Here is a 23,975-nt window from a genome sequence, read left to right on the forward strand (position 1 = left end):
ATACTGCAATTGTAGGTGACCATCTTACATCTTTCCAACCAATAGATCTACATCAATCGTAATTTCATTTAAAACTATATCTGTCTCATTTTTTTTATGCCAGCCCATCGGTGTCATCTCCAGTAGTGCAGGTACAAGCTCCTTAGCAAGTGGCAACGTGTAGGTGACACGTTCTACATTCACTTCTCCAAAACTATCTTGGAAACGAGCAACAATTTGTTCATTAGAATATGTTTCCTTGCTCGAATCTGCATATAATTGAGCACGCAGCTCCTGTAAATAGCCGCTTTGTGGCACCACCTTTACAATACAGCCATTAGGCGCAAGAAGCCTTTTAAATTCTTGATAATTTGCTGGCGATAAAATATTTAAAATAGCGTCAAAGCTGCCTTGCGAAAAAGGACTCTTCGCTAAATCGCCAACAGACCAAATTTGCTGTGGATAATGACGTGCCGCAGCCAAAATTCCCTCTTTAGCTATATCAATACCAATGCCTACTCCATTCTTTTTCTCATTCATAATACGGGCTAAATGCGATCCCTCTCCACAACCTGTATCGAGCACTGTATTCGCAGAATTAATAAGCTCCCCAATCTTTGCTTCTACAATATCATAAACCCCGCTATCAATAACAGCCTTACGAGATTCAAAAAGATCCTTACTATATTTAGAAGTAGAGCCCTGTGTCAGCATGTTGATATAGCCCTGCTTGGCAATATCAAACGAGTGATTGGCAGAACAAACGAGTCTCCCCTGCTCATAGACGTGCATGGATTGCTGACATAAAGGGCATGCAAAAAGTGTGATATGTTGATCTATCAATGCTGCTCCTATTGCACGTTTTGATAGTGCTCCCATTGCTACTCCTCCTTCTGTTCATTCGGTGAAATGAGGGCGAAACGCTCCCATTTTCGGCTTTTCCATCTAAAGTATACAATAATTGCCCTTACCCATTCATCTGCAGAGATAGCTAACCAAATACCTACCAAACCCCAATCGAGGACGAATACAAAAAAGTAACCTAATGGGAGGCTCATGCAAACCATCGACAAAAAACCGATTTTAACAGGGAACCTTGCGTCTCCTGAGGCACGTAAGGAGTTAATGACGACTATATTCATCGTTCGACCAGTCTCTAGCACTATACTTAACGCCAAAACAGATGCTCCGATAGCTATGACCTCAGGGTTATCTGTAAAAATATGCATAAGCTGCTTGCGGAAAATGGTCACTACACCAACCATAATAATGGTAAAAATAAATGCTGCTCGGACACTTTTCCATAGTTGATGATAAGCCTCGTCCTTTTCTCCAGCACCTACATGCCTGCCGATAATGATGGCCGTTCCTGTCCCAATGGCAATAGCGAATAAATAGGTGAACATAGATATGTTCATAGCATATTGTCTCGCCGCCAAAGTTTCTGCCCCTAAATATGTGGCATAATATAAAAATATGATCTGGCAAAACTGATAAAGAACCTGCTCAAAGGCAGACGGTAAACCAATGTTTAAAATTTTTCTTACATATTCCTTAGAATATTCGAAGTAGTAATGTAGCTTTACTCGTACTTCCATCACTTGATAAAGCAACCAGAAAAATACGAGCATCGCTAATCCTCTACTAATCACTGAGGATATGGCTGCACCTTTTACACCAAGCTCTGGTAATCCGAAATTTCCAAAGATTAAGCCGTAATTAAGTACAACATGCAGTACATTCATGCCAAGTGATACATACATCGTCTGCTTCGTCCAACCATGAACACGAATAATTGCTGCAAGGGCATTAATGATTGCTTGAAGGAAAATAAAACTCCCAATAATAACTAAATAACTTTGAGCATAATGGAGTACTTCACCTTGCAAGTTCATCATCGACATTAAATGACTAGCAAAGAAGAAAAATAGAACACTCATTATAAGTCCAACTGCCAAATTCATTGTGACTGCTAGAGCGGATATTTTCGCTGCCTCAAAAAAACGTTTTGAACCTAAATATTGTGATACAACGATGGACGCACCATTGCCGACTACCTCAAGAATTAAAATAGCGATATGAATATATTGATTTGCTGCACCAACCCCTGATACAGCATTATCTGATAGAGCACTAAGCATAAAAGTATCGGCTAGTCCCATTAACATAAATAAAAATACTTCTAAAAAGATAGGCCATGTTAAATGGAATAGACTTAACTTATTCGTTCCTTTCATTGTGTCTGCCAATACCTTCACTTCTCCTACACTTTTCTTAAAAATCTATTGTATCTTATCATAAAATTTCAGACTGTAAAGAGATTTATAGGAAGACAGCGCTTCCACATAAAAAATCCCTCTCACTAAATTTGTGAAAGGGTTTTTATTTAAATTAAGCAAAAGGACTGTAATTGCTCACGCTTATCGGCTGTTAGGCCAAACTCCTGCTCCAAAAAGGCTGTCTTTGAGCCATAACGATGATCCATAGCGTCAAGTGCTGCCTGTAAGTAGTCTTCACGAGCAGACATTAAAGCATAAAATTGCTGTAATTCTTGTTCGTTATATTGGTGCTCAATCGTTTGAGCCATTCTTTCTACCATGGGACGCAAATGGATATTCGTATCTAAATAGTCTTCCATAATGGTTTCCTCAGGTACATCTAAAGCCAATAGAATAAGAGCTCCGCCAATTCCTGTTCGGTCTTTTCCAACTGCGCAATGATGGACTAGTCCTAAATTATCAGGGTTTTGTATCGTCAACATTAATTCCTTAAAAGAGGGATTATGGAAAGGCATTTGTGCATAAAAGTCCTTGAACATATCAGCGTTAACTACTTTATAAAACTCTCTACCACCTGTATTTGTTGGCATTTCAAAAGCATGCTTTCCCTTCGCCGGGATTTGAATATATCGAGTTTGTGGAAATACAGGATTAGGGTTATGTTGTACTTCATTCGTGTCACGATAATCAAAAATTGTTTTAATACCTAATGTTTCAAATAATTCTTTATCTGTAGATGTCATTTTACCAAGTGCGGCGGAGCGATAAAATAAGCCCTCCCTTATAACACGCCCATCTCTCGTTTGATACCCCCCCATATCTCGGAAATTATAAACGGCCTCAAACGAAATATTTTTTTGTACTTGCTTCACTGAACTACACCTCCCTATATTAATAAGTGTTCTTATCTTTATTCTATCGAACAAACTACATGAATACCAATTTTCACACTAGGTAATAAAATAAAAAATGCTAGCTGTAATAAACAACTAGCATTTTCTACGATCTTATTTATATAACTCTGGATACACAGCTTTAGCAACTAGCTCAACTGCTTCACCGATACGCGGACCTGGGCGATTTGAGATATCTGTGTCAAGGGGTTGAACTGCCTTATTTTGAATAGCTGATACCGTATTCCACCCATCACGAGCAAGGATTTCTCCAATTGGATTTTCTGTATAGTTGACTGTTGTTAAAATGACGTCTGGATTTCTCGCAATAACATCTTCCTCAGATACTAGCTTCCAGCCATTTAAATCTGCAAACACATTCTTTACATTTGCCGTATTTAATATTTCTTGTTGGAAAGTGCTAGAGCCTGCTGTATATATTTCAGGCTTTGGACTAATCTCTAAATAAACATTTTTGGGTGTTTTTACTTCTTTAACCTTTGTTTTCACATCAGCGATTTTTGCTTTAATTTCTTCGTTTAATGCCTTTCCTTTTTCCTTCACATCCATAACGGCAGCAATTTGTTCGATATCTCCATATACATCATCGAATGTAGCCGCTGATTGAATAACAAACACTTTAATTCCTGCATCTTCGAGTGGCTTAAGTGCATCCTTCTTACCAATCGTATACGCAATCACAACATCTGGCTTTAACGCTATAATTCGCTCACTGTTATAATTCACAGTATCAGAAACACGTTCGATTTTTTGAGCTGCTTCTGGATAAGTATCATATTCAGTGGCACCTACAATTTTATCGCCAACCCCTAGTGCAAATAGAATTTCTGTGTTACTAGGTTGTAAAGACACAACTGTTTTTGGCACTTCCTTAAACTCTATTTCCACACCACGATCATCGGTTACTTTATAACTTGTTTGCTCAATCTTTTGTTCATCTTGAGACACATCCTTATTTTTTGTATCTCCCGCGGTACCACAACCTGCTAAAACGAGCGCTAGCAATAAGACCGATAGCCAGTGTAAATTAAATAGTTTCTTCATTATTATTCACCTTTTTCTTTTTCATTGGATAGGATTTACTCATAAACGGAATTTCAGCTATTCCGGCTTGTTGATTCATATAGACAGCCATTACAAAACATACATTGGCTAATAAGCCTAAATAATCAAAGAGAATAGACGGCACCTCTTGTTCTTCTGAAACCTTGTGTAAAGTTCGATACGATTTTTTCGCCTCACTACGGCAAAGATGTAGAGCAGCCGCCGCCTCTGTTCCTTGAGGTAAAACAAAATTTTGAATCTCATCCTTCACATGACGAACATAAAAATCATAGCGCGCACTTAACCAGGATAGATCTTCATCTGTAACTGCTAGCTTTCCACGAACAGAGCCATTAACATGATAAGCCATAGGTAAAATCTGCATTAAATCATCTGCAACAGCCTGGACATCCTCTTTCTTCACTACAGCTAGTGCAACCCCTATATGCGTTGTTAAACTATCTGTGCGAATCTCAAAATCGACAGTTGAAGCCCTCTCACGCATAAAAGGATAACAAGAATAACGTGCATCTTTTTTCAATCTACTATCCCCCCATTTTTCCAAATGAAAATTCTCGCTTGTTCAGTACATAAAAAAACGTCGCTCCTCACGCAAAGGAACGACGAAAATAACATAATGATTGTCATACAAACACGACACTGCCTATGTATTTGCCGTATATCCTCCTAGCTTCCGAAGAGTTGTTATACGTTCAAATAAAGGTCGGTCTCCTGGCTTGTACAATGCTATTATATGAAATATATAATAGCTATAAAGAACCTTCCCATTTCCTACGAAACAGTGGCTAATCTTTATAATGGCTGTACTTACAGTTGCGGAAACAGCTTCGGCTTTTACCGAATTCCCGATTATGCTAGCAAGCACCTTTATTCTGCAAGAATAATTCACTTGTAATGCAGTTTATCATAGATTGATAGGAAAAAATAGTTACGTACAAAAAGTATACTCGTTTTATAGGCGATATCATAGCATTAAAGTTACTCGACTATAATACTTTTTCAATTGCTTGCTCAATATCAAGCTGTGAGTCTGTAGGCTCAAAGCGAGCTACGGTTTTTCCGCTTGCATCTACTAAAAATTTAGTAAAATTCCAGCGAATATTTCGACCATCTAAAAAACTTGGAGCAAATTGAACGATCGCCTCAGCCAGCATTTTCTCCTGCATGCTTGCTTTCCCGAATTCACGGAAATCGACTTCATGTTTTAAATAATTAAATAAAGGATGTGTCGTCTCACCATTTACTTGGATAAGCTCAAAAATGGGGAACGTAACTCCGTAGTTTACTTTACAAAGATGCGCAGTTTCCTCTCCATCTTCTGGATTTTGGTGGCCAAATTGATCACAAGGAAAACCTAGAACGACAAAATTATTTTTTCCATATTTATCGTACATTTTTTGTAAGTCTTCAAATTGATATGTAAATCGGCACTGATTAGCTGTATTAACTATTAGCAATGTTTTTCCGCGAAATGTTTCCATTGATAAAATTTCACCATTCGGCTTTCGTACTAAATAATTATAAATGCTCATTCCCTAACCCCTTTTGTTTTTTTCATATATTATAATTGACTATTCTCCAATAACCAAAGAGTTTGCACAAAAAACACCATCTCGTTACTAGGAACGGATGGCTGACTTATATTTCTTTTTATATTTAACATTTTGCTCTTCATTAATTAATCGATGTGCTATGTCTAATAATTTAGAATCACTCGTATGATCATATAATTTTTTTAAGGATACAATAATATCATAGCGAATGAGAGTAGGATGCTTCTCATCTAAACAAGTTTGAAATCTCTTGGCTAAAAAAGATACAACTAAATCGCTTTGTACTTGGCCTGCTAAACCAATTTTCCAAATAGCTTGTAATGTATGCCTTGCCGTGACAGGCTTATCATCATAGGTCACAGCCCAAATCTTTAAAAAATCTTCCAATACTCTTTCTTCGGGATCACTGTTTGCAGCTAAAGCACATAAAATTTGCGCGGCAAGTGCACGGGCATGGCCATTTTTATATGTAAGTGCTTGTACAAGCTGTTCCCACACTGCATATGTCCAATCTACGGGCTCCTGCAGAATTTTCATCAGTTCCTCGTAAGATTCATATTGTATATCTCGATTACGCTCTGTTAGATTATTAAAAAGTTGCAAAATCTCTTTTTCCATAATTTATCCCTACCTTTATTGTTTCAGAACGTCATTAAACTTTATTTATGGTACACTTAACTTAATTTTTTTCGCAAAGAAGGTGAGTTTATGAATAAATTTAATGCTAGGAAATTGATTTTTCGATTGCTAGTGATTCTGTCACTAATTATAGCTGCTTATTTTATTATTCCTGTATCTATGCCGTTAATATTAGCAGCTATTAGCGCATTTTTCCTTGAACCGATCGTCATGTTCTTTAAAAGGCGCTGGAAAATGTCTCGAAAAATTGCAGTTGCCTTTATATACATAGTGAGTGTCATTATAATTTCTATTATTTGCTATATTTCAATTACACAGATCATGACGCAAATAATTTTATTGTCTAAGCAAGCTCCCTATTATATTTCCAAGCTATCAGATATGTGGCTTCATATGCAAGAAAATATTTCTAAATACACTGAAGACTTTCCACCTGAAGTTAGTACTTCGCTTCAAAAAACCACAATGGATTTCATAAAGAAAATTGAAGAAACTTTTTTAAGTTTCTTTAATTATAGCAAAGTTTCAGCCTTCTTTTCAGAGATTCCAAGGCTATTTATCAGTCTTCTCGTCTATATGATTGCCCTATTCCTATTTATGCTTGATCTGCCAAAATTGAAGCGCATTACTTATAAGTATTTAAAGCCTAATACAGCAAAGAAAATAAAAATTATTTTAAACCGTTTAAAGGATGCAACATTAGGCTATATGAAAGCACATTTATTTGTAAGCTTCATTATTGGAGGCGTTACACTTGTTGGACTTTTATTAATCCAGCCGAAATACGCCATAACGATGACTATTATTATTTGGCTGATAGATATAGTCCCTTTTTTAGGCTCCATCATTATTCTAGCACCGTGGGGGTTTTATCACCTTTTAATGGGAAACACAGCTATTGCTGTAAAATTATTCATCTTAGCTGCTATTTTACTCATTATTCGTCGTGTAGTCGAGCCTAAACTGATGGGAGAACATATCGGTTTATCAACTTTACCAACATTAATTGCTATGTTTATTGGTCTACAGTTATTTGGAATTATCGGTTTGCTTATTGGACCCTTTGTCATTATTTTCTTTATCGCCTTGAAGGAAACAGGCATCATTAAAGTGAACTTTAAAATTTAATCCCAATAAAAAAGGTCATCTTTGTATTTTTTCTTTACAAAGATGACCTTTTTATCAAGTTAATCGTCTATATAATATGGTGGCTTATTGAATTCGACCAAAGCCTACTAAATATTGATTCCACCAATCAAGTGATTCAATGACAACACCATTATTTTGAGCATCAATCATTGTGTTGTTACCTAAGTAGATACCTACATGCGCTACACCTGAGCCATAGCTAAAGAATACTAAGTCACCAACACGTGCTTCACCAGCAGAAATACGTTGTGTTGCTAAATATTGTTGAGATGCAGTACGTGGTAAAGAAACGCCTGCTTGTTTGTAAGACCATTGTACAAGACCAGAACAGTCAAACCCTGAAGTTGGATTATTACCACCCCATACATATGGACGACCAAGGAATTGTTTTGCTGTAGAAATTGCATCACCTGAAGAGGCAGTACCAGCGCCTGAACCAACGATAATTTTTTGTGGTTGTTCACCATCACCGTTATTTTGAGTAGCTTGTACTACTGGTGTTGCTGCTTGAAGAGCACGTAAACGAGCCGCCTCCTCTTCTGCTGCCTTACGTTCTGCTTCTAAACGCTCTTCTTCCTGTTTTGTAGCAATTTGAGCTTTTAAGGCTAATGATTTTGCTTCATTTTCAGCCTTTTTCACTTCCATTTCGCTTTCTTTTTGTTGAAGCTCTTGGAATTGTTTTTGAAGCTCTTTTTGTTTTTCATCTAATGTAGCTTTTTGTTGCTCTAAGCTCGCTTTGTCAGCTTCTTGTTGATCCACTAATTCTTGGTCCGCATCCATTAATGTTTTAACCGCTACGACACGGTCCATTAAATCGGCAAAGCTTTTTGCTTCAAGAACTACATTTAAATAAACACCGACTGTGTTGTCTTGTGCTTGGTATGCAGCCATACGTTCACTTAAGATTTTAGAACGTTGCTCAATACGTTTTTTTGTTTCAACAATACTAGCATCCACTTCTTTAATTTCCGCTTGTACTTGTTTAAATACTTTTACTTTTTCGTCGATCTCTTGTTGTAATTTCGTTAGTTCTTCTTGTAATTTTTTAACCTGTGCATCTATTTCAGCCTTTTTCTCAATCATTTGTTGAGAAGTTTCTTCAGCATGTACTTCTGTTGGTTGAATTGTATTAAATAATAAGCCGCCTGCTAGTGCTAAAGCTAGCACCATCGACTTACGCCATTTATTGCGCTTACCCACGTACCTTCATTTCCCTTCATTTATCAATTTCGCTCTGAATACTCTATGTAATCTGTTGAACGATTCTAAATTTAATCATTTGTTCTTATATATTTGTTTTAGCCTTTTAAAGTTTAGCATTTCCAGCATAACTTTTATACTATTTCCTATCTATTTAATACATTAGTAAAACTCGAAACATTTCTGTAACATTCGCGTAAAATACCAATTATTCTACAACGCACTTATTTATTCTACATACATCTGTTTTTAGCTAATTCGACATTAGTCCCACGATCTACTTTGTAATGTTTTTGTAATATTACTCAGAAATGTTTCAAAAAAAAAGAGGCAGGGAATTGATCCCTACCTACTGTTTCATGGAACGCAATGCCTGTATTGATAACCTTACTAACAAAATTGCACATAAAAATAACCCTAAATAAGCAGCAGTGTTTAGGTACACTGCATAAGAATCATGAATAAATTGTGAGATTGCCAAAAGGGCAACAGATATAATTCCAAATGTAATCCCTACTAAAAGCAGTACAAATCGTGAAAACAAATGGGTGATGAATCGGGCATTATGTTCATCAGAAAATATATCGTGATGTAAAATAATTTTCCCACTTTCTACACGCTGAATTAGTTGATCCACTCTTCTTGGCATTTTACGCAAAGTTGGTATCAGCATGGATAATTCCTCTTGCAACCGTTCTTTTGTAGCCATAGGTTCTTTAAATGGCTTTAGGAAAGAAGCACGCATATATGTAGCAGAAAAATCTTTAGCTTCCGTAAAAATATCAAAACGTGGATCAATTACCCTTAATGTTCCATCTAATGTCACCAATGAGCGGAGTGCTAAACCTACCGCAGGGTAAAAGGCAAGTCCAAAATCCCGCACCACGGTAAATAAAGCATGTATTAATTCTTCTGTTGGTATGCGATCTACATATGAGATTTTTAGCAAAATTTGATCAATTGCTTGTTCCATTCTTGCGCGTTCCGCATGATCCGCATTTTCCACTAATAGTGTTAAGCCATCGTACAAAACGCTGGAGTCGTTGAGCTGAATACCCATCAAGAATAGCTTTAAACCCTCTTGTTGTGTGGCCCCCAATCTTCCAACTGCTCCAAAATCGAGCAATACGGGTGTACCATCCTTCTCATCAATGTGAATATTTCCAGGATGAGGATCAGCATGAAAAATACCTGAAAAAAGCATCTGTTCGAAAAAAGAATATAATACCGTTCTAGCAAATTGTCTGCGATCAATGGACAGACGATTGAATTCAGCTCCCCCATCCGCCACACTATGTCCACGAATATATTCCATCACAATAATATTTTCATTACTGTAAGCTGTATAAATTTTTGGAATCCGGACCTTATAATCACTTTTAGCTAATGCGTTCTTTACCTGTAGCGTATTACGTACCTCAATATCTAAATGAATCTCCTCACGTAGCCCATCTGCAAATCCACCAGCAAGCTCACGAAAGCCTAGTGACTCTGCCCATGTAGATTTAGATGAAAGCCAATTTGCAAATTCCTCTAATATTTCAAGATCATCGCGCATAATCCCTTTTACTTCAGGACGCAGAAGCTTGACGACAACATCTTCATAATTTTTTAGTCGGGCCTTGTGCACCTGACCGATTGAGGCCGCTGCAATGGGCTCCATTTGAAATTGACTAAATACTTCATCCATAGGTTGAGGAAGTGAGCCCTCTAAAATATCTGTTACTTGCTCTACTGGTAAAGGCTTCACACGATGCTGTAGCCTTTCTAGCTCATCTATAAAGATGGGTGAAAATAATTCTTTACGCGTAGATAGTACTTGTCCAAATTTAATGAATATCCCACCACATTGCTCTAATGTTGCTCGCAATGCAATCGCCAGCTCTTTTTCGTTTTCACGTTGCCTTGCATATTTAATCGTTTGTACGACACCGTTTGTAACAGCAATTTTTAAAACTTGTCGCAATCGTTTCTGCTGTCGCCAATAGCTACGCAGTCGTAATAGCAAAGATTTTTGGCCATTTCTGCGATCTCCCGTTGTTATGCCACTTGGATCAAAGAGCTCAAAAACCAAATACAGCAACATAGAAATGAGTAGCATACTCCCTATCCAAATTAATGTGCTGACCTCTGTCACTGTTTGCATCATTGTTTCAGACAAAAAATCTGTATGACGCAAATAAGAGTACCAGTAAACAAAAGAGGTTAATGTCACACTAATAACGACTGAAAGCACTCTTCGCACAAAATTGATATTTGAGCCAATTAATCGTCCGCTCACAATATAAATCAAACCCGATACTATCATGATTTGGAACAAAAACTTCAAAAAAATCAACAGCGTCACCTCCCATATCAGTTCCATTTCCTACTACTGTAAGTATAGCAAATTTATACATCAACTTGCTGTCACAAGGTACACCTAAGGAAATTTGTTAAGTTATTAACTTGATAAAATACCTTTAGGGGTATATCATTTAATTGTAGTGTTTATACTGCATAATTTATCTATTTAGAGAACTTCAACCTTTATTTAAAAGCACTTATATACCCTATTATGTATTAATTTTAAAAGGAGTGTTTACAATTGAGTAAAAAATTTTTAATAGTTGGTGGCGTTGCAGGCGGGGCATCCACTGCTGCTCGTATCCGTCGTCTCGATGAAAGGGCAGAAATAATTATGTTTGAAAAAGGGCCAAATGTTTCATTCTCTAATTGTTCTCTCCCCTTCCATTTAAGCGGGATTGTTGAAAATAGTGACAAATTAATTTTAATGACGCCTCAAGGCTTTCAAGCAAAATACAATATCGAGGCTCGTGTTCAGCAAGAAGTTGTACGTATTAACAGAGAGCAAAAAACCATCACTATTAAGGATTTAACAATAAATAGAGAGTATGAGGAAAGTTACGATACGTTAATTTTATCTCCAGGAGCAAGTCCTATCGTCCCCGACTTAGAGGGTATTCATTCTGAGCACGTCTTTACCATTAGAAACGTGACTGATATTGAGCGGTTAAATCGATATCTACAAACAGATCATGTACAGGACATTGCAGTGGTCGGCGGGGGCTTCATTGGTGTAGAGGTAGCAGAAAATTTGAAGCTAGCAGGCTATAATGTCTCTTTAGTTGAATTCGGCCAACAAATTATGGCTCCTTTTGATGTTGATATGGCTCAAATATTGCACAAGGAAATGATTGATAAGGGGGTTCAAGTCATTGTCAATGACGGTCTTGCAAAGGTTACTCCAGATTATGTGACGCTAAATTCTGGAAAACAATTGACAGCACAAGCAGTAGTGTTAGCGATTGGCGTTCGTCCTGAAATCCACTTAGCTAAAGAGGCTGGGCTAACTATCGGTGAACTAGGGGGCATTCTGGTTGATGCTAATTATGTGACATCTGATCCTTCCATATACGCTGTGGGAGATGCGATTGAAGTATTCCATCAACTTACCCATAAACAGACGCGCCTCGCTTTGGCTGGTCCCGCTCAGCGACAGGCACGTGCTGCAGCTAATCATATGTTTAACATCGCTCAACACAATAAAGGGGTTATTGGATCTTCAAGTGTACAAATTTTCGACCTCGTATGTGCATCAACTGGTTTGAACGAAAAAACAGCTCGAGCAAATGGCTTTCAGTCTAAAAGCGTTTATTTGATAGCTCCAGATAAAGTAGGCTTAATGCCAAATAGTCATTCTCTTCATTTTAAGCTCGTTTATGAAACACCCACAGGTAAAATCCTTGGAGCCCAAGCTATAGGTAAAGGCAATGCAGATAAAAGGATTGATGTGATAGCAACCCTCATCTCCATGGGTGGTACTTTAGAAGATTTGAAGGAGCTAGAGCTATCCTATTCTCCAATGTTTAGCACTGCCCGTGATATTGTCAATTTGGCAGCTCTTGTAGCTCAAAATCTATTACACGGACACTTCAAACAAATAAAAGTAGATGAAGTGAGACCACTTATTGAAAATCAAGCCTACTTCTTAGACGTACGTGAAAAGAATGAATTTGAATCTGGACATCTCCTTCATGCACACAATATTCCTCTAAGTGAACTTCGAGAAAGAATGCATGAGATACCGCAGGATCAACCTGTGTATGTACATTGCCGATCCGGTCAACGTAGCTATAATGCCGTTATGGCCCTTCAGAATAGCGGTTTCTCTAATGTCTTTAACGTAAGTGGGTCATTTCTCGGTATTAGCCTATATGAATATTTTACAGATATCACAACAAACAGAGATAAAATTGTTACTGCTTATAATTTTAAATAACTTAAAAGGGATGCCCATAAAACGGCATCCCTTTTAAGTTATTTTGTAGATAGTACCTTTTCCCAATCAATAGTACCATTTTTAACTTGCTCACGTTTTTCTTTACTCATAATATCATTTGGTTTTCCGCCTTTTGGCCAGTCTTTATCGTGATTTGGCCATTCAGGGCGATCTTGAGATAAAATAAACGCTGCTAAATCAGCTGCTTCTTGATCTGTTAACGTCCCTGCTGCACCTACTGGCATATTATTTTGAATATAGCCAGCCATTTTTGACATACGTGCCATGCCCGCACCGTCGTTAAAGGAATTATCTCCCCATAATGCTGGACCAGTATTAGCACCAGTTCCAGAGCCATCAGCCGCATGACAAGCTATACAGGACTGACCATAAAGCTCCTCACCATTATCAACATTTGGAATTGGTACATTCTTCATATCACTAGTACCTGCCCATTCTCGTTTTGCTCCAATTGGAACACCTTCAGAAATATATGCAAAATAAGCGACCATAGCCTCTAGCTCATCACTATTCATTTCAAATTTTTTACCATTCATACTACGAACCATACAGCCGTTAATGCGCTCTTCAATTGTAACTACACCACCCGAGCGTCCAATATATTGTGGATAATTGGCCATTACTCCTACTAATGAAGATGCTTGCTCGTCATAGCCAGCACCAGCATGGCAGCTTGTGCATGATAATTGATTCCCAACATATTCGTCCGCCGCAACATGCGTATTATTAACAAGCTCATAGCCGTTTAATATTGCCTCTTTCATAGGTCCTTCTGGCACTTCATCAATACTTGGTGGAGCGTAGACAACTGACTGAGCAGCTGCTGTCGTTGGTAATTGCGCCTGCACTGTCGTATCGTTCTCCTCCACAATCGAATCAACTGTAATTTCGTCACTAATAATTGTTGCTACAAAAATTGTGCCTACTAACAATACTGTCCCTGCTACTCCTGCTACTATAGGTTTCATCTATAATACCCCCCTTTGTATACTCACTTATATTTTAGCAACATAGCATTTTATTGGATGTGATTTTTCTCACACTACTATAAAATAGAACCATTCAGATGATAAAAATGGATAAATTAACCATAATTTATTGTACTACTACACCAAAATCAAGACTTAATACCTCTTGCAGTATGTAGTTGAATCAAAAAAATGTCGAGTACTTTAAGTACTCGACACCCATTCATCAGTTTACAGGTTACACGCCCCATTTGTACACGTATCCTCACCTGTTCCCACTAATTTAATGCTTGGCTGAATTCCCACTATTTTAGCTGTCTGATGTAAAGTTCGCACAAAGACTTCATTTGGCTCTGCCCCTTTAATGCCATAACGATTTTCAAATACAAAGAATGGGACACTTTGTATACCAAGTTGCTGCGCATCATATCGATCCAGGTTTAAAGCCTCAAGAAAGGCATTAGTAGCTAGAACATCCTGCGCCCCATTTATATCTAAGCCTAATTGCCCAATCACTTTTAATAAAAAAGAATCATCATTCACATCTTCACCAGCCATAAAATGACCAGCCATCAGTGCTTCTGTATATGCCGATGCTTGACCAAATTGCTGCGTCCATTTTGCTAAACGATGTGCTTTTTCTGTGTGAGCTGTTTTCATCTTTTCAAAATTATAATACAACCCAACTTCTGCAGCTCTGGATGCCATATTCGCTGTCATATCATATACTTCTTCACGTGTTGCGTTATACTTTATAGCCAACGCGTCTAAAAAAGTCGGTGCATTTACTTTAGGCGTATCCGGAGCTATTTGATAAGCCTTGTATTCAATTTCTACTTGTCCCGAATAGCCACTTGTATCAATTGCACGTTCCAATTCTAGCTTGGCAATATAACAAAATGGACAAGTAAAATCCGTGAAAACTTCAATTTTCAAAGTTATCCCCCCCCAATAATATCTACCCAAATTTTAATGGCAGTAGCCAATATGAGCATTGCCAAAATGCCTTGCAAGCTTTTGGTATTCAATTTTTTCCCAGCCTTTGCACCAAGTGGGGCCGCTATAAGACTGGTAATAATCATTATGAGCGCAGGGAAATATTCAACTTGTCCTGTCATTAATTTTCCAACCATTCCCCCTATAGAGGAGATAAATGTAATCGCTAAACTAGTCGCAATGGTCATACGCGTAGGGATTCCTAAAACCACTAGCATAATGGGGACTAATAAGAACCCACCACCTGCTCCGACAATACCTGAACCAATACCAACAACTACGGCTAATAAAATGGCCAATGTTTTATTAAAAGTAACATCCTGCATAGGTTGATCGTCAATTTGTTTTTTGGGAATAAACATCATGACTGCGGCTATTAAGGCTAGCACACCATAAACTATATTTATGCCTGCCTCTGATAAAAATTTGGAACCAAAACTACCAACAAAACTTCCTGTTAATATAGCACCACCCATATAGATAATGAGTGATTTATTTAAATATCCACCTTTGCGATATACCCATACACCAGCTATGGAAGCAAAAAATACTTGTATGGCAATAATTCCGGAAACCTCATGAGCTGAAAAGGCCATAAATCCTAATAATGGTGGAATATACAGTAGCATCGGGTAATTAATAATGGCACCACCAATACCTAACATCCCTGATACAAACGAACCAAGAAAACCAATCAAAAAGATCGTTAATATCCATGTAATATCCATACATTTTTCCTTCCTTCCGAAAAGTGAAAGAAGGGTTGTTCTATTTAATAGACAACCCTCCATTAGCCTTAAGCTTTCTGAATTAAAAACGTAATAACACCTGCTTCTTCAGATTGATCTAATATATTATGACCTCCAGCTTTTGCCCAAGCAGGAATATCCGCTAAAGCTCCTTTATCTGTCACCTGAACTTCTAAAATTTCTCCAGTATTTAATGTATCTATCGCCTTTTTTGTTTTCACAATGGGCATTGGACACGAAAGACCTTTTGCATCTAATTGTAAATTTGACTTCATATTGATCCCCTTCAGCACGGCAAAGGTTGTAAGCGATTTGCCGGTTCTTCTTGTTATTTTAGATTCCTGAAGGATGAGCACCTTCAATATCTGGAATATCCACATTTATAATACACAGACGTACCTATTGTACTTTTAGCAAATTTTATCGAACAGCACAGCGATTTGGACCGATTTCCATTTCAGTTTGTTCATCTGGTGTGGGAGTTATTTTCCCCATATTTACCTGACGGATTTCTTGATAGGCATTAGGTTGTGGTGGTAATTGATCTGTCACGACACGTTTAAATTCAACTTCATCATAAATATTCAAACCATGATTTTGTACAAATAAATCCCCTAGTCGTTTTGCTACTGTCCCATCTTCGTTAAGTTCATCAATTATCATAAAATGAGCTGGTAACACGATAAGCTCACCCGATAATTCTCGATAACGTTTGTAAAGTGTATCTCGTAAATCTCCAACCCAATCCTCAGCAAGGCCTGCTAAATCAGGACGTCCAATAGAATCGATAAATAAAATATCCCCTGTTAACAAATATTTGCTATCGACTACAAATGATGTAGAGCCAATTGTATGACCTGGTGAGTAAATAGCTCCTACATCTATTTTTGAATTACCAATTTGAACAGTCACTCCATCAACTAACGGTATATAGGAAAATACAACCTCTTCTGCATCTTTCGGCGGCAAGTAATAGACCGCACCAGTTGCCTCAGCTATATGACGTCCACCTGAAATATGATCGGCGTGTAAATGTGTATCAAAAACATGTGTGATTTTCACATTCTTCTGTTCAGCGAAACTTATAAATACATCTGTAAAGCGAACAGCATCAATGATAGCTGCCTCACCTTCAGATATCACCATATAAGAAAGACAACCCTTCCCTAAACGGACAAATTGATACAGCTCTCCCCCACCCGTTAAATCACCCACTTTAATAGGCTCTAAATATTCACTCCAAGATTTCATACCACCTGCTAAATAGGCAACATCTCGACCAGCTTCCGATAGCATTTCAGCCACCATCAATGATGATCCTTCTTTAGCACAAACGACTAGAATTTTTTTATTGGAGGGGATTTTCGGCAAGATCTCCTCAACACCATCTAACAGTTCAAAATATGGTACATTTAAGTACTCAAATCGATGTCCTTCTATTTTCCAGTCTTCAAATGCATCTGCATTACGAACATCTAAAATAAACAATTCTTCATTGTTAATGACCTTTTTGGCAATTTGTGAAGCATTCCATTTCTGCATCGGCATGTATATAACCCCCATAGGTATAATTTCAAAGTTTTTTAGAGCGGAGAGGCATTCCCCTCCGCCTTACTGGTACAAAAGAATTCTTTAGAAAGTTAGTGATGGTGCTGCATCTTTTGCAAACTCAAGGAAAGTAACAGCTCCTCCTACTTCAATACCATCAATAAAATCATCTGTCGATAAGCCCATTACATCCATAGTCATTTGACAAGCAATAAATTTAACACCTAATTCTTGGGCTATGTCCACTAATTGAGGAATGGCAGGAACATTCGCTTTCGCAAAGCCTTCCTCAAATTGCTCTGCTCCAGCAGGTATTGGTAACGCATGCATCCCTTGCTTATGAATGAGATTCAATCCTTCAAACGTGAAGAAAATCGCTACCTCCTTCTCAGAAGCTGCTGCTGCTGTTGCAATATTAAACACCTTATACGCATCAAATAAACCACCGTTACTTGCAATAATTGCTACTTTGTTTGACATGATAAAATTCCTCCTATTAAATGTTTTTTGTTAATTTACCTTGCCAGGATGTCATTCCTGGTAGAACGTTAAAGACCTTTATAAAACCATGTAAGGCTAGCTTCTGTGCAGCCATATCGCTGCGCTTTCCAGTACGACAAATAACATAAATTTCTTGCTCTTTATCGAGCTCTGACAGTCGCGCTTCCAATTCACCCATTGGAATAGATTTAGCGCCCTCAATATGCCCAAAGGCAAACTCTGCTTCTTCACGCACATCAAGAATTAATCCGTCACGATTAATGATTTGCTCTAAATCAATCGTTTGATCAAACGAAATTTCTTCTATTTGATCGTTTGTACATTTGCGAATATAATGCTTGAGCACCCCTTCATTTTCTAAAGTGCCAATATATTGGTGACCTACAGTTTCTGCCCAAGCTGCAATATCAGCTTTAGAGCCTCTATCTGTCGCACATACTTCTAAAATTTGACCGTCTATAAGATCAGCCATTGCTTTTTTCGTTTTAACAATGGGTAACGGGCAAGAAAGGCCCTTGGCATCTAGCTGAAAATCTGCCTTCATTCTCATTACAACCTCCATATACCTATAAAGGTATTATTTTCAACAAAAAAATATAGCTATAAGCTAGTATTGTACTTCGCCCTCCCAGGACAACATTCCACCAACCATATTTGAAACATGAAAGCCTTTACCTTCTAAAATTTCGGTAGCACGAGCACTACGAGCACCTGATCGGCAAACCATAATATACGGTTCATCCTTATTCAAATCCTGTACGCGGAACTCTAATAAACCGAGTGGAATATGGATTATACCCGGAATATGACCAGCCGCTACCTCTTCTACCTCTCGTACATCAATCAGGCTCAGTTTTTTCCCCTGAATGATTGCTTGCTCTACTTCCTTTGCTGTAATTTCCTTCATTTACTTTCCTCCTAATACGCGCTCATTCCACCGCGAACATTGGTAACACGCTCAAAGCCTTGCTTTTTCAATTGCTTACATGCCTGACTACTACGCATACCACTTTGACAAATCACAACCACTTCTTTATCCTTCGGTAGTTTGTCAAAGCCGGACCCAAGCGGCATATTTTTAAACTGAGAGATATGGCGTCCTTTAAACTCCGCTGGCGTGCGTACGTCGATAAATATCTTATCCTTATCATTCAGCATATTTTTTAATTGGACTGTAGAAATAGATTGAACACCCTTTGTTGGTTTCATTCGCCAAATGAAAAATGCTGCAATAATTGCAATAACGATCCATGTTTCCAAGTTATCACTCCTCCTTTTTTATACATTAAAGGGTATATAAAACTATCTGCTTTTCACCACTAAATCCATTGCTTCTTGAATGGCTGAGTTCATCTTTTCCGCATTGCCCTCAGCAGTGGTGACACAATCTAATAAATTTTCACTAACAATAACTCCTATTGTCCGATCAACCGCTGAACGCACGGCCGACAGCTGTGTAATCACATCCTTACAGTTTTGACCTTCCTCCATCATGCGTAAGATTCCGCGTAATTGACCTTCCATCCGCTTTACTCGATTAGCTGTTTTAGAGTCATAAGCCATTCTGTTCCAGCCTCCTTTCAAAACGATAGATTGAACTTACTTACGAGATTCATATTATACCCCAATAGGTATATTGTCAACATGAAAGCTTCAACTCTTTTTCTTGAAGACCACTATCGGTATCGACTTATACAAAAAACCCTGCTATGAGTCATTACTCATCACAGGGATTCCACTATATTATTTAGCTAATTGCATAGCCGGTCCGAAGAATTCATAGTGAATTTTTTCATCTTTAACGCCAATTTCTTGTAAGTTTTTAATAACTGCTTCCATAAAGCCTACAGGTCCACATACATAGACATCAGCATTATCAGCCACTCTTTCTGCTAATAATTCTTTCGTAATTTGCTTGTTTTCATCAGAATATAGAGCCGTATACGATGCATTAGGTAGCGCATTTACCTTTCCTTGAATATCATCGCTAAACGCTACAACTTTCTCATTGCGTGCACATTGGATAAAGTTAACTTTATTCGTTGCATCATCTTTTAGGGATTGTAGCATACTGTTTAATGGTGTTACACCTATACCACCACTAACAAATGTAATAGGAGCAGTAGTTTCTTCTAAAACGAATAATCCTGCTGGCACACTTACATCTACTAAATCTCCAACTTGTAAGTCATCATGAATAAAGTTTGACACTTTTCCGTTTGGCGTCTGATCACTTTCACGTTTTACTGAAATACGGTAACCATCTTCTGCACTTGCTTGAGAAAGTGTGTATTGACGGTTCATTAAATACTCTTCACCAGGAACTTTCACACGAATACTAATGTATTGTCCCGGTTCGTAAGCTGGCAATGCTGAGCCATCCTCATTGACAAAATAAACAGATGTAACTAAGTCACTTTCTACCACTTTTTTCGCCACTTTTAATGGTCTAAATAGACGCCACCCACCATTATTTTCCGCTTTTTGGTATAACTCTTCTTCTACTTGAATGAAAACATCTGCAATAACGCCATATGCCTCAGCCCATGCATTAATAATATCGTCTGTCGCCGCGTCGCCAAGTACTTCCTTAATCGCTTTTAGTAAGTTTTCACCAACAATTGGATAATGCTCAGGTAAGATACCTAAACTACGGTGTTTATGTGCAATAAGCATGACTGCTGGTAAAATAGCCTCTAAATTTTCAATATGAACGGCCGCAGCATAAACTGTATTTGCTAATGCTGTTTGCTGACGACCTTTTTCTTGGTTAGTGTGGTTAAAAATATTCAGTAATTCTGGATGAGCTTGAAACATATTTTTGTAAAACGTCTTTGTAATTTCTACACCATGAACTTCTAATACAGGAACTGTTGCCTTAATGATTTGAATAGTTTCTTGTTTTAACATATCGCTTACCATCCTTTCGTGATTACAATATAACGCTTTCATTTTCTTAAAGCAATATGTAAAATACATCTTTAACAAAATGGACATAATTAATGTATTTTAAATACATCTTTAAAAAAGGTTTGAAAATATTATACTTCATTATAAAAATGCTATAATTGTTTTGAATTATAGAAAGTAGGGTGTTCTTATGCGCTTAACTTTATACACAGACTATTCTCTTCGTACGCTTATTTACTTAGGTGCTAAAGAAGATGGCCAATTATCAACTATTCAAGAGATTTCAGAGGCTTATAATATATCGAAAAACCATTTAATGAAAGTGACGCACCAGCTTGGATTGTTAGGCTATATAGAAACAATTCGCGGAAGAGGTGGCGGTATTCGCTTAGCCATCGATCCAAAATCCATCACCATTGGTGAAATTGTTCGTCATACAGAAGAGGATTTTCATTTAGTAGAATGTTTCGATAAAGAGAATAATCTATGTAAAATAGCTCCTGAATGTCAGTTAAAAGGTGTACTATACGAAGCTTTACAGGCTTACTTGACTGTACTGGATCGCTACACATTAGATGACTTTTTACATTCGAAGGAAAAATTAATGGCTCTCCTGCTAGGTAAATAAAAATACCCGCTCAACCTATGTTGGACGGGTATTTCTTTATGAAAATATTCACAATTGCTTAGTAAAGAAAATCATATCTAATGCACGAATGCCGTTTTCATATATGGGCTCTGGATAGACACGAAAGAAATCCTTTTCAATAGACTCCATGCGAAAGCCTGCCTTCTGATAAAAGGCTATATTATCAATACTTGAATTTGCTGTTCCAACTAAAAGCGTTTCATAGCCTTCCTTCTCGCAAAATGTCGTGAGTTGTCTCAATACCTCTTTGCCAAGCCCTTTCCCTTGGAATTTTGGCACAATGGCAATATTCTTCAGCTCGATGGTTGTATTAGATTGAGGGATTAATAATGCTACTCCCGCAAGATTTTCTCCACACTTTACTTCAAATAAGGTACCCTTATCTAGGTATTTTTGGATAGCCTCTTCACTCTCATCTGCAAGTAAAAGTTGTGGTAAAAAGGCCTCTCGACTCCCATTTACTTTTTTTAGAGATGTTCGATATCGTACAAAATCCTCACGTTCAAAAACATTTAAAACACATGGTTGTTTCTCCTTAGCTTCTAACCATGAATGCTCTTCTGGATAATCTTCTTCCACCCCTAATCGAATAAAGCTCAGCTTTTCCTGTGCCTTTTGGGAACGAATATTCACCTTCCTAGCTCCCGCAAAAACGCGCTTTAATCCAAGCTCAAAAAAGGCGATATCTAAAATAGCTGTTTTAGCCTCAAGATTATAACCTTTCCCCCAAAATGGATGGCCGAGCCAAGAACCGATATGACAACTATTTTTTTGTTGGTCTATAAACATTAATGCCGTTACACCGATTAGCTGTCCCTCTTCATTTAAAACAACTCGAGGAACGGTCTTCCCTTCTTCTTCATCGATACATTCACGTTTGATAAAATGTATAGTATCTTCTACTTTACCAACAGGTAACCCAAGTGCATCTCGAACCTGTGGCATAGAAGACAACTCATGCATGGCCTCAGCATATTTGATATCATGTCTCACTAAAGTTACCGTCATCTTCTATTCCCCTTTTATTAACATTCTATTGTCGTACTCCATTCTCAACTATACGATAGCTGCCAGGAGACACCAAAGCGATCCTGAATCCACGCAAATCGCTTTGAAAATCCATAATGATCAAGTGGCATCAACGCTTGCCCACTCTCCACTATTTGGGCTACTAAATTCTTTATTTCTTCCTCAGATTCGCACTCTAGAAAGATAGAGGTCGATGGCGTAAACGAAAAATTATGTTGTATGACACTATCATTCACCATTAGTTTTAACCCCTTTAATTGTAGGGTGGCCATTGCTACCTGCTGAGAATTTTCCATATATTCTACATGCACAACTTCTAAATCTGTAAACCATCGCCGATATTGTTCAATAGCTTCATGTGCTTGCCCTTGAAACATTAAAAAAGTTGTCGCGCTTTTCATCTATTTTTTCGCTCCCTCATCATACATAATCCCTTACACATTGACTATTGGCTTATTTCTTCTTGCCTCTTCCTTTACCATCCATCTTAATACTTAAGACTGAAAAAGTTTCATCTAATGACATTAGGTTAGAAAACTTTAAATCACTACCATCAGCATACCTTTCCTCATCCACATGGATTGCTGAGGAAATTTCATCTCGATAAAAAAATTGTTCATATTTTTATTACCCTTTTTAGGATAAACAAAAAATAAATAGCCTTGCTCCATTAGACTATTATCTATTACCACTTTTTTGTAAATAAGTTACCATGGCATCTATGGAAAACGCAAAAGAAATAATACGGTCATACGGTGCCTCTCTAGAGTGAAAAACATCGTCTACTATCGAATGAGGTGGCTGGATATGAATGGAAATAGATAAATCATCCTTTAATTTAAATTTCTTTTGCATCATTTAAACACCTCTTCTCCCCCTCATTTTAAGCCGCTAAAGAAATGCTCATACATTTGCATCTTAGTTTTGATAGTATACTGAATAAATGACAGCTTGGAAACAAAAAATAAACGCTCGAAATATTCCAAGCGTTTACAGTTCAGCTTTATTTTATTTTGCGCGTACCTACTATGCCTTTAATAATCGGCATCATTATCCCAATTATGACAGTTGGCAAGAACCACCATCCTATGGAAGTAGTCTCTCCCAGAGCAATTCGTACCATTTGGAATGATAAGCATGCGAATAAAATAAGACAGAAATTTTTTACTTCGTTTAACATTTTTCTGCTGTTCAAATAAAATGCTGCTACATTCTGTTCATTCAAACGAGCCGGAAAGTTATGGATATGTGGAGCTTTCTCTAAAAGGCTCATTGTTATCCATAAAAACACACCTATAAACGGAAGAATAATGAGCTCTATTTTCGAACCCCATCGATCAACCTCACCTTTACCATCAAAATGAACAGGAATTTCTTCAGGCAATTTACCCCACATAACTGAAATATAAAGGATAGATAAGAGGAATATTATAACTCCAATATAATCACAAACCTTTTCAGACTTTGTTTTAGGTATTTTTAAAATAGGCCTATACATTACCTGCCACCTCAGTTCATCTTCATATGTAATTTACGTTTTGACT

The 23,975-nt window shown here is 37.5% G+C and carries 27 protein-coding genes and 1 riboswitch; of the genes, 3 read left to right on the forward strand and 24 right to left on the reverse strand.

Features of this window, described 5'->3' with window-relative positions; all coding sequences use genetic code 11:
• Nucleotides 1-24: 24 nt before the first annotated feature.
• The 7 genes from ACP3VS_RS09295 to ACP3VS_RS09325 form a co-directional block, all read right to left on the reverse strand.
• A complete protein-coding gene (locus ACP3VS_RS09295) occupies nt 25-858 on the reverse strand; it encodes a putative RNA methyltransferase (protein ID WP_099805364.1) in 834 nt (277 codons plus the stop codon).
• A gap of 2 nt (nt 859-860) precedes the next feature.
• Nucleotides 861-2,216, reverse strand: coding sequence for an MATE family efflux transporter (locus tag ACP3VS_RS09300; protein WP_012295870.1), 1,356 nt, complete (start codon nt 2,214-2,216; stop codon nt 861-863).
• Between the two features lie 149 nt (nt 2,217-2,365).
• Complete coding sequence (locus ACP3VS_RS09305; RefSeq protein WP_031416567.1) at nt 2,366-3,130, reverse strand: tyrosine-protein phosphatase; 765 nt, start codon at nt 3,128-3,130, stop codon at nt 2,366-2,368.
• 135 nt (nt 3,131-3,265) lie between these two features.
• The gene (locus ACP3VS_RS09310) at nt 3,266-4,216 is read right to left on the reverse strand and encodes an ABC transporter substrate-binding protein (RefSeq protein ID WP_036217649.1); all 951 of its coding nucleotides are present in this window, start codon (nt 4,214-4,216) and stop codon (nt 3,266-3,268) included.
• Nucleotides 4,200-4,757, reverse strand: coding sequence for a hypothetical protein (locus ACP3VS_RS09315; protein WP_031416569.1), 558 nt, complete (start codon nt 4,755-4,757; stop codon nt 4,200-4,202). Before ACP3VS_RS09315 ends, ACP3VS_RS09310 begins: the two co-directional genes overlap by 17 nt.
• Nucleotides 4,758-4,921: 164 nt before the next feature.
• Nucleotides 4,922-5,121, reverse strand: a riboswitch (cobalamin riboswitch).
• Nucleotides 5,122-5,223: 102 nt separating this feature from the next.
• Nucleotides 5,224-5,769 (reverse strand): glutathione peroxidase, encoded by a 546-nt coding sequence (locus tag ACP3VS_RS09320; RefSeq protein ID WP_012295874.1) that lies wholly within the window; start codon nt 5,767-5,769, stop codon nt 5,224-5,226.
• Between the two features lie 87 nt (nt 5,770-5,856).
• Entirely contained in the window at nt 5,857-6,408 is a 552-nt protein-coding gene (locus ACP3VS_RS09325; RefSeq protein WP_012295875.1) for a hypothetical protein, read from the reverse strand.
• Between the two features lie 90 nt (nt 6,409-6,498).
• Here ACP3VS_RS09325 and ytvI point away from each other — a divergent pair, with 90 nt between their 5' ends.
• Nucleotides 6,499-7,557 (forward strand): sporulation integral membrane protein YtvI, encoded by a 1,059-nt coding sequence (gene ytvI / locus ACP3VS_RS09330; RefSeq protein WP_325882049.1) that lies wholly within the window; start codon nt 6,499-6,501, stop codon nt 7,555-7,557.
• An 84-nt stretch (nt 7,558-7,641) separates the two neighbouring features.
• Here ytvI and ACP3VS_RS09335 read toward each other — a convergent pair whose 3' ends face one another.
• Both ACP3VS_RS09335 and ACP3VS_RS09340 read right to left on the reverse strand, forming a co-directional pair.
• A complete protein-coding gene (locus ACP3VS_RS09335; protein ID WP_012295877.1) occupies nt 7,642-8,778 on the reverse strand; it encodes a C40 family peptidase in 1,137 nt (378 codons plus the stop codon).
• 349 nt (nt 8,779-9,127) lie between these two features.
• Nucleotides 9,128-11,116 (reverse strand): ABC1 kinase family protein, encoded by a 1,989-nt coding sequence (locus ACP3VS_RS09340; protein ID WP_031416574.1) that lies wholly within the window; start codon nt 11,114-11,116, stop codon nt 9,128-9,130.
• Between the two features lie 249 nt (nt 11,117-11,365).
• On the opposite strand from ACP3VS_RS09340, the gene ACP3VS_RS09345 reads away from it, so the two are divergent.
• Entirely contained in the window at nt 11,366-13,060 is a 1,695-nt protein-coding gene (locus tag ACP3VS_RS09345) for an FAD-dependent oxidoreductase (RefSeq protein ID WP_325882048.1), read from the forward strand.
• 38 nt (nt 13,061-13,098) lie between these two features.
• Here ACP3VS_RS09345 and ACP3VS_RS09350 read toward each other — a convergent pair whose 3' ends face one another.
• The 11 genes from ACP3VS_RS09350 to hmpA all read right to left on the reverse strand — a co-directional run bounded on the left by ACP3VS_RS09350 (nt 13,099) and on the right by hmpA (nt 20,753).
• Nucleotides 13,099-14,049 carry a c-type cytochrome gene (locus ACP3VS_RS09350; RefSeq protein ID WP_325882047.1) on the reverse strand — a complete coding sequence of 317 codons (951 nt, stop codon included), beginning with the start codon at nt 14,047-14,049 and terminating at the stop codon, nt 13,099-13,101.
• Between the two features lie 231 nt (nt 14,050-14,280).
• The gene (locus ACP3VS_RS09355; protein WP_036164834.1) at nt 14,281-14,985 is read right to left on the reverse strand and encodes a DsbA family oxidoreductase; all 705 of its coding nucleotides are present in this window, start codon (nt 14,983-14,985) and stop codon (nt 14,281-14,283) included.
• 2 nt (nt 14,986-14,987) lie between these two features.
• Nucleotides 14,988-15,773: a sulfite exporter TauE/SafE family protein gene (locus tag ACP3VS_RS09360; protein WP_012295882.1), complete on the reverse strand. Its 786-nt coding sequence runs from the start codon at nt 15,771-15,773 to the stop codon at nt 14,988-14,990.
• 68 nt (nt 15,774-15,841) lie between these two features.
• Complete coding sequence (locus ACP3VS_RS09365) at nt 15,842-16,069, reverse strand: sulfurtransferase TusA family protein (RefSeq protein ID WP_012295883.1); 228 nt, start codon at nt 16,067-16,069, stop codon at nt 15,842-15,844.
• Nucleotides 16,070-16,214: 145 nt separating this feature from the next.
• Entirely contained in the window at nt 16,215-17,342 is a 1,128-nt protein-coding gene (locus tag ACP3VS_RS09370; protein ID WP_031416578.1) for an MBL fold metallo-hydrolase, read from the reverse strand.
• A gap of 84 nt (nt 17,343-17,426) precedes the next feature.
• Complete coding sequence (locus ACP3VS_RS09375) at nt 17,427-17,822, reverse strand: DsrE/DsrF/DrsH-like family protein (protein WP_012295885.1); 396 nt, start codon at nt 17,820-17,822, stop codon at nt 17,427-17,429.
• A gap of 16 nt (nt 17,823-17,838) precedes the next feature.
• The gene (locus ACP3VS_RS09380) at nt 17,839-18,387 is read right to left on the reverse strand and encodes a sulfurtransferase TusA family protein (protein WP_031416580.1); all 549 of its coding nucleotides are present in this window, start codon (nt 18,385-18,387) and stop codon (nt 17,839-17,841) included.
• Nucleotides 18,388-18,450: 63 nt separating this feature from the next.
• The gene (locus tag ACP3VS_RS09385; RefSeq protein WP_012295887.1) at nt 18,451-18,750 is read right to left on the reverse strand and encodes a rhodanese-like domain-containing protein; all 300 of its coding nucleotides are present in this window, start codon (nt 18,748-18,750) and stop codon (nt 18,451-18,453) included.
• Between the two features lie 11 nt (nt 18,751-18,761).
• Nucleotides 18,762-19,103, reverse strand: a complete 342-nt coding sequence (locus ACP3VS_RS09390) for a rhodanese-like domain-containing protein (RefSeq protein WP_031416581.1) — start codon at nt 19,101-19,103, stop codon at nt 18,762-18,764.
• 42 nt (nt 19,104-19,145) lie between these two features.
• The gene (locus ACP3VS_RS09395; protein WP_012295889.1) at nt 19,146-19,406 is read right to left on the reverse strand and encodes a metal-sensitive transcriptional regulator; all 261 of its coding nucleotides are present in this window, start codon (nt 19,404-19,406) and stop codon (nt 19,146-19,148) included.
• Nucleotides 19,407-19,586: 180 nt separating this feature from the next.
• Nucleotides 19,587-20,753, reverse strand: a complete 1,167-nt coding sequence (gene hmpA / locus ACP3VS_RS09400; protein ID WP_036164842.1) for an NO-inducible flavohemoprotein — start codon at nt 20,751-20,753, stop codon at nt 19,587-19,589.
• A gap of 190 nt (nt 20,754-20,943) precedes the next feature.
• Between hmpA and ACP3VS_RS09405 the strand changes: the two genes are divergently transcribed.
• A complete protein-coding gene (locus ACP3VS_RS09405; RefSeq protein WP_012295891.1) occupies nt 20,944-21,381 on the forward strand; it encodes an Rrf2 family transcriptional regulator in 438 nt (145 codons plus the stop codon).
• Between the two features lie 48 nt (nt 21,382-21,429).
• On the opposite strand, the gene ACP3VS_RS09410 is transcribed toward ACP3VS_RS09405, so the two are convergent.
• From ACP3VS_RS09410 to ACP3VS_RS09425, 4 genes are all read right to left on the reverse strand, one after another.
• The gene (locus tag ACP3VS_RS09410; RefSeq protein WP_426388568.1) at nt 21,430-22,410 is read right to left on the reverse strand and encodes a GNAT family N-acetyltransferase; all 981 of its coding nucleotides are present in this window, start codon (nt 22,408-22,410) and stop codon (nt 21,430-21,432) included.
• 44 nt (nt 22,411-22,454) lie between these two features.
• Nucleotides 22,455-22,832, reverse strand: a complete 378-nt coding sequence (locus tag ACP3VS_RS09415) for a VOC family protein (RefSeq protein ID WP_012295893.1) — start codon at nt 22,830-22,832, stop codon at nt 22,455-22,457.
• Between the two features lie 277 nt (nt 22,833-23,109).
• Entirely contained in the window at nt 23,110-23,289 is a 180-nt protein-coding gene (locus ACP3VS_RS09420; RefSeq protein ID WP_036164848.1) for a hypothetical protein, read from the reverse strand.
• Nucleotides 23,290-23,434: 145 nt separating this feature from the next.
• Nucleotides 23,435-23,929: a DUF1648 domain-containing protein gene (locus ACP3VS_RS09425; RefSeq protein ID WP_197224175.1), complete on the reverse strand. Its 495-nt coding sequence runs from the start codon at nt 23,927-23,929 to the stop codon at nt 23,435-23,437.
• Nucleotides 23,930-23,975: the final 46 nt, after the last annotated feature.

Origin of the sequence: Lysinibacillus sp. VIII_CA (assembly GCF_049943995.1) — a bacterium.
In the GTDB taxonomy this organism is placed as follows: domain Bacteria; phylum Bacillota; class Bacilli; order Bacillales_A; family Planococcaceae; genus Lysinibacillus; species Lysinibacillus pinottii.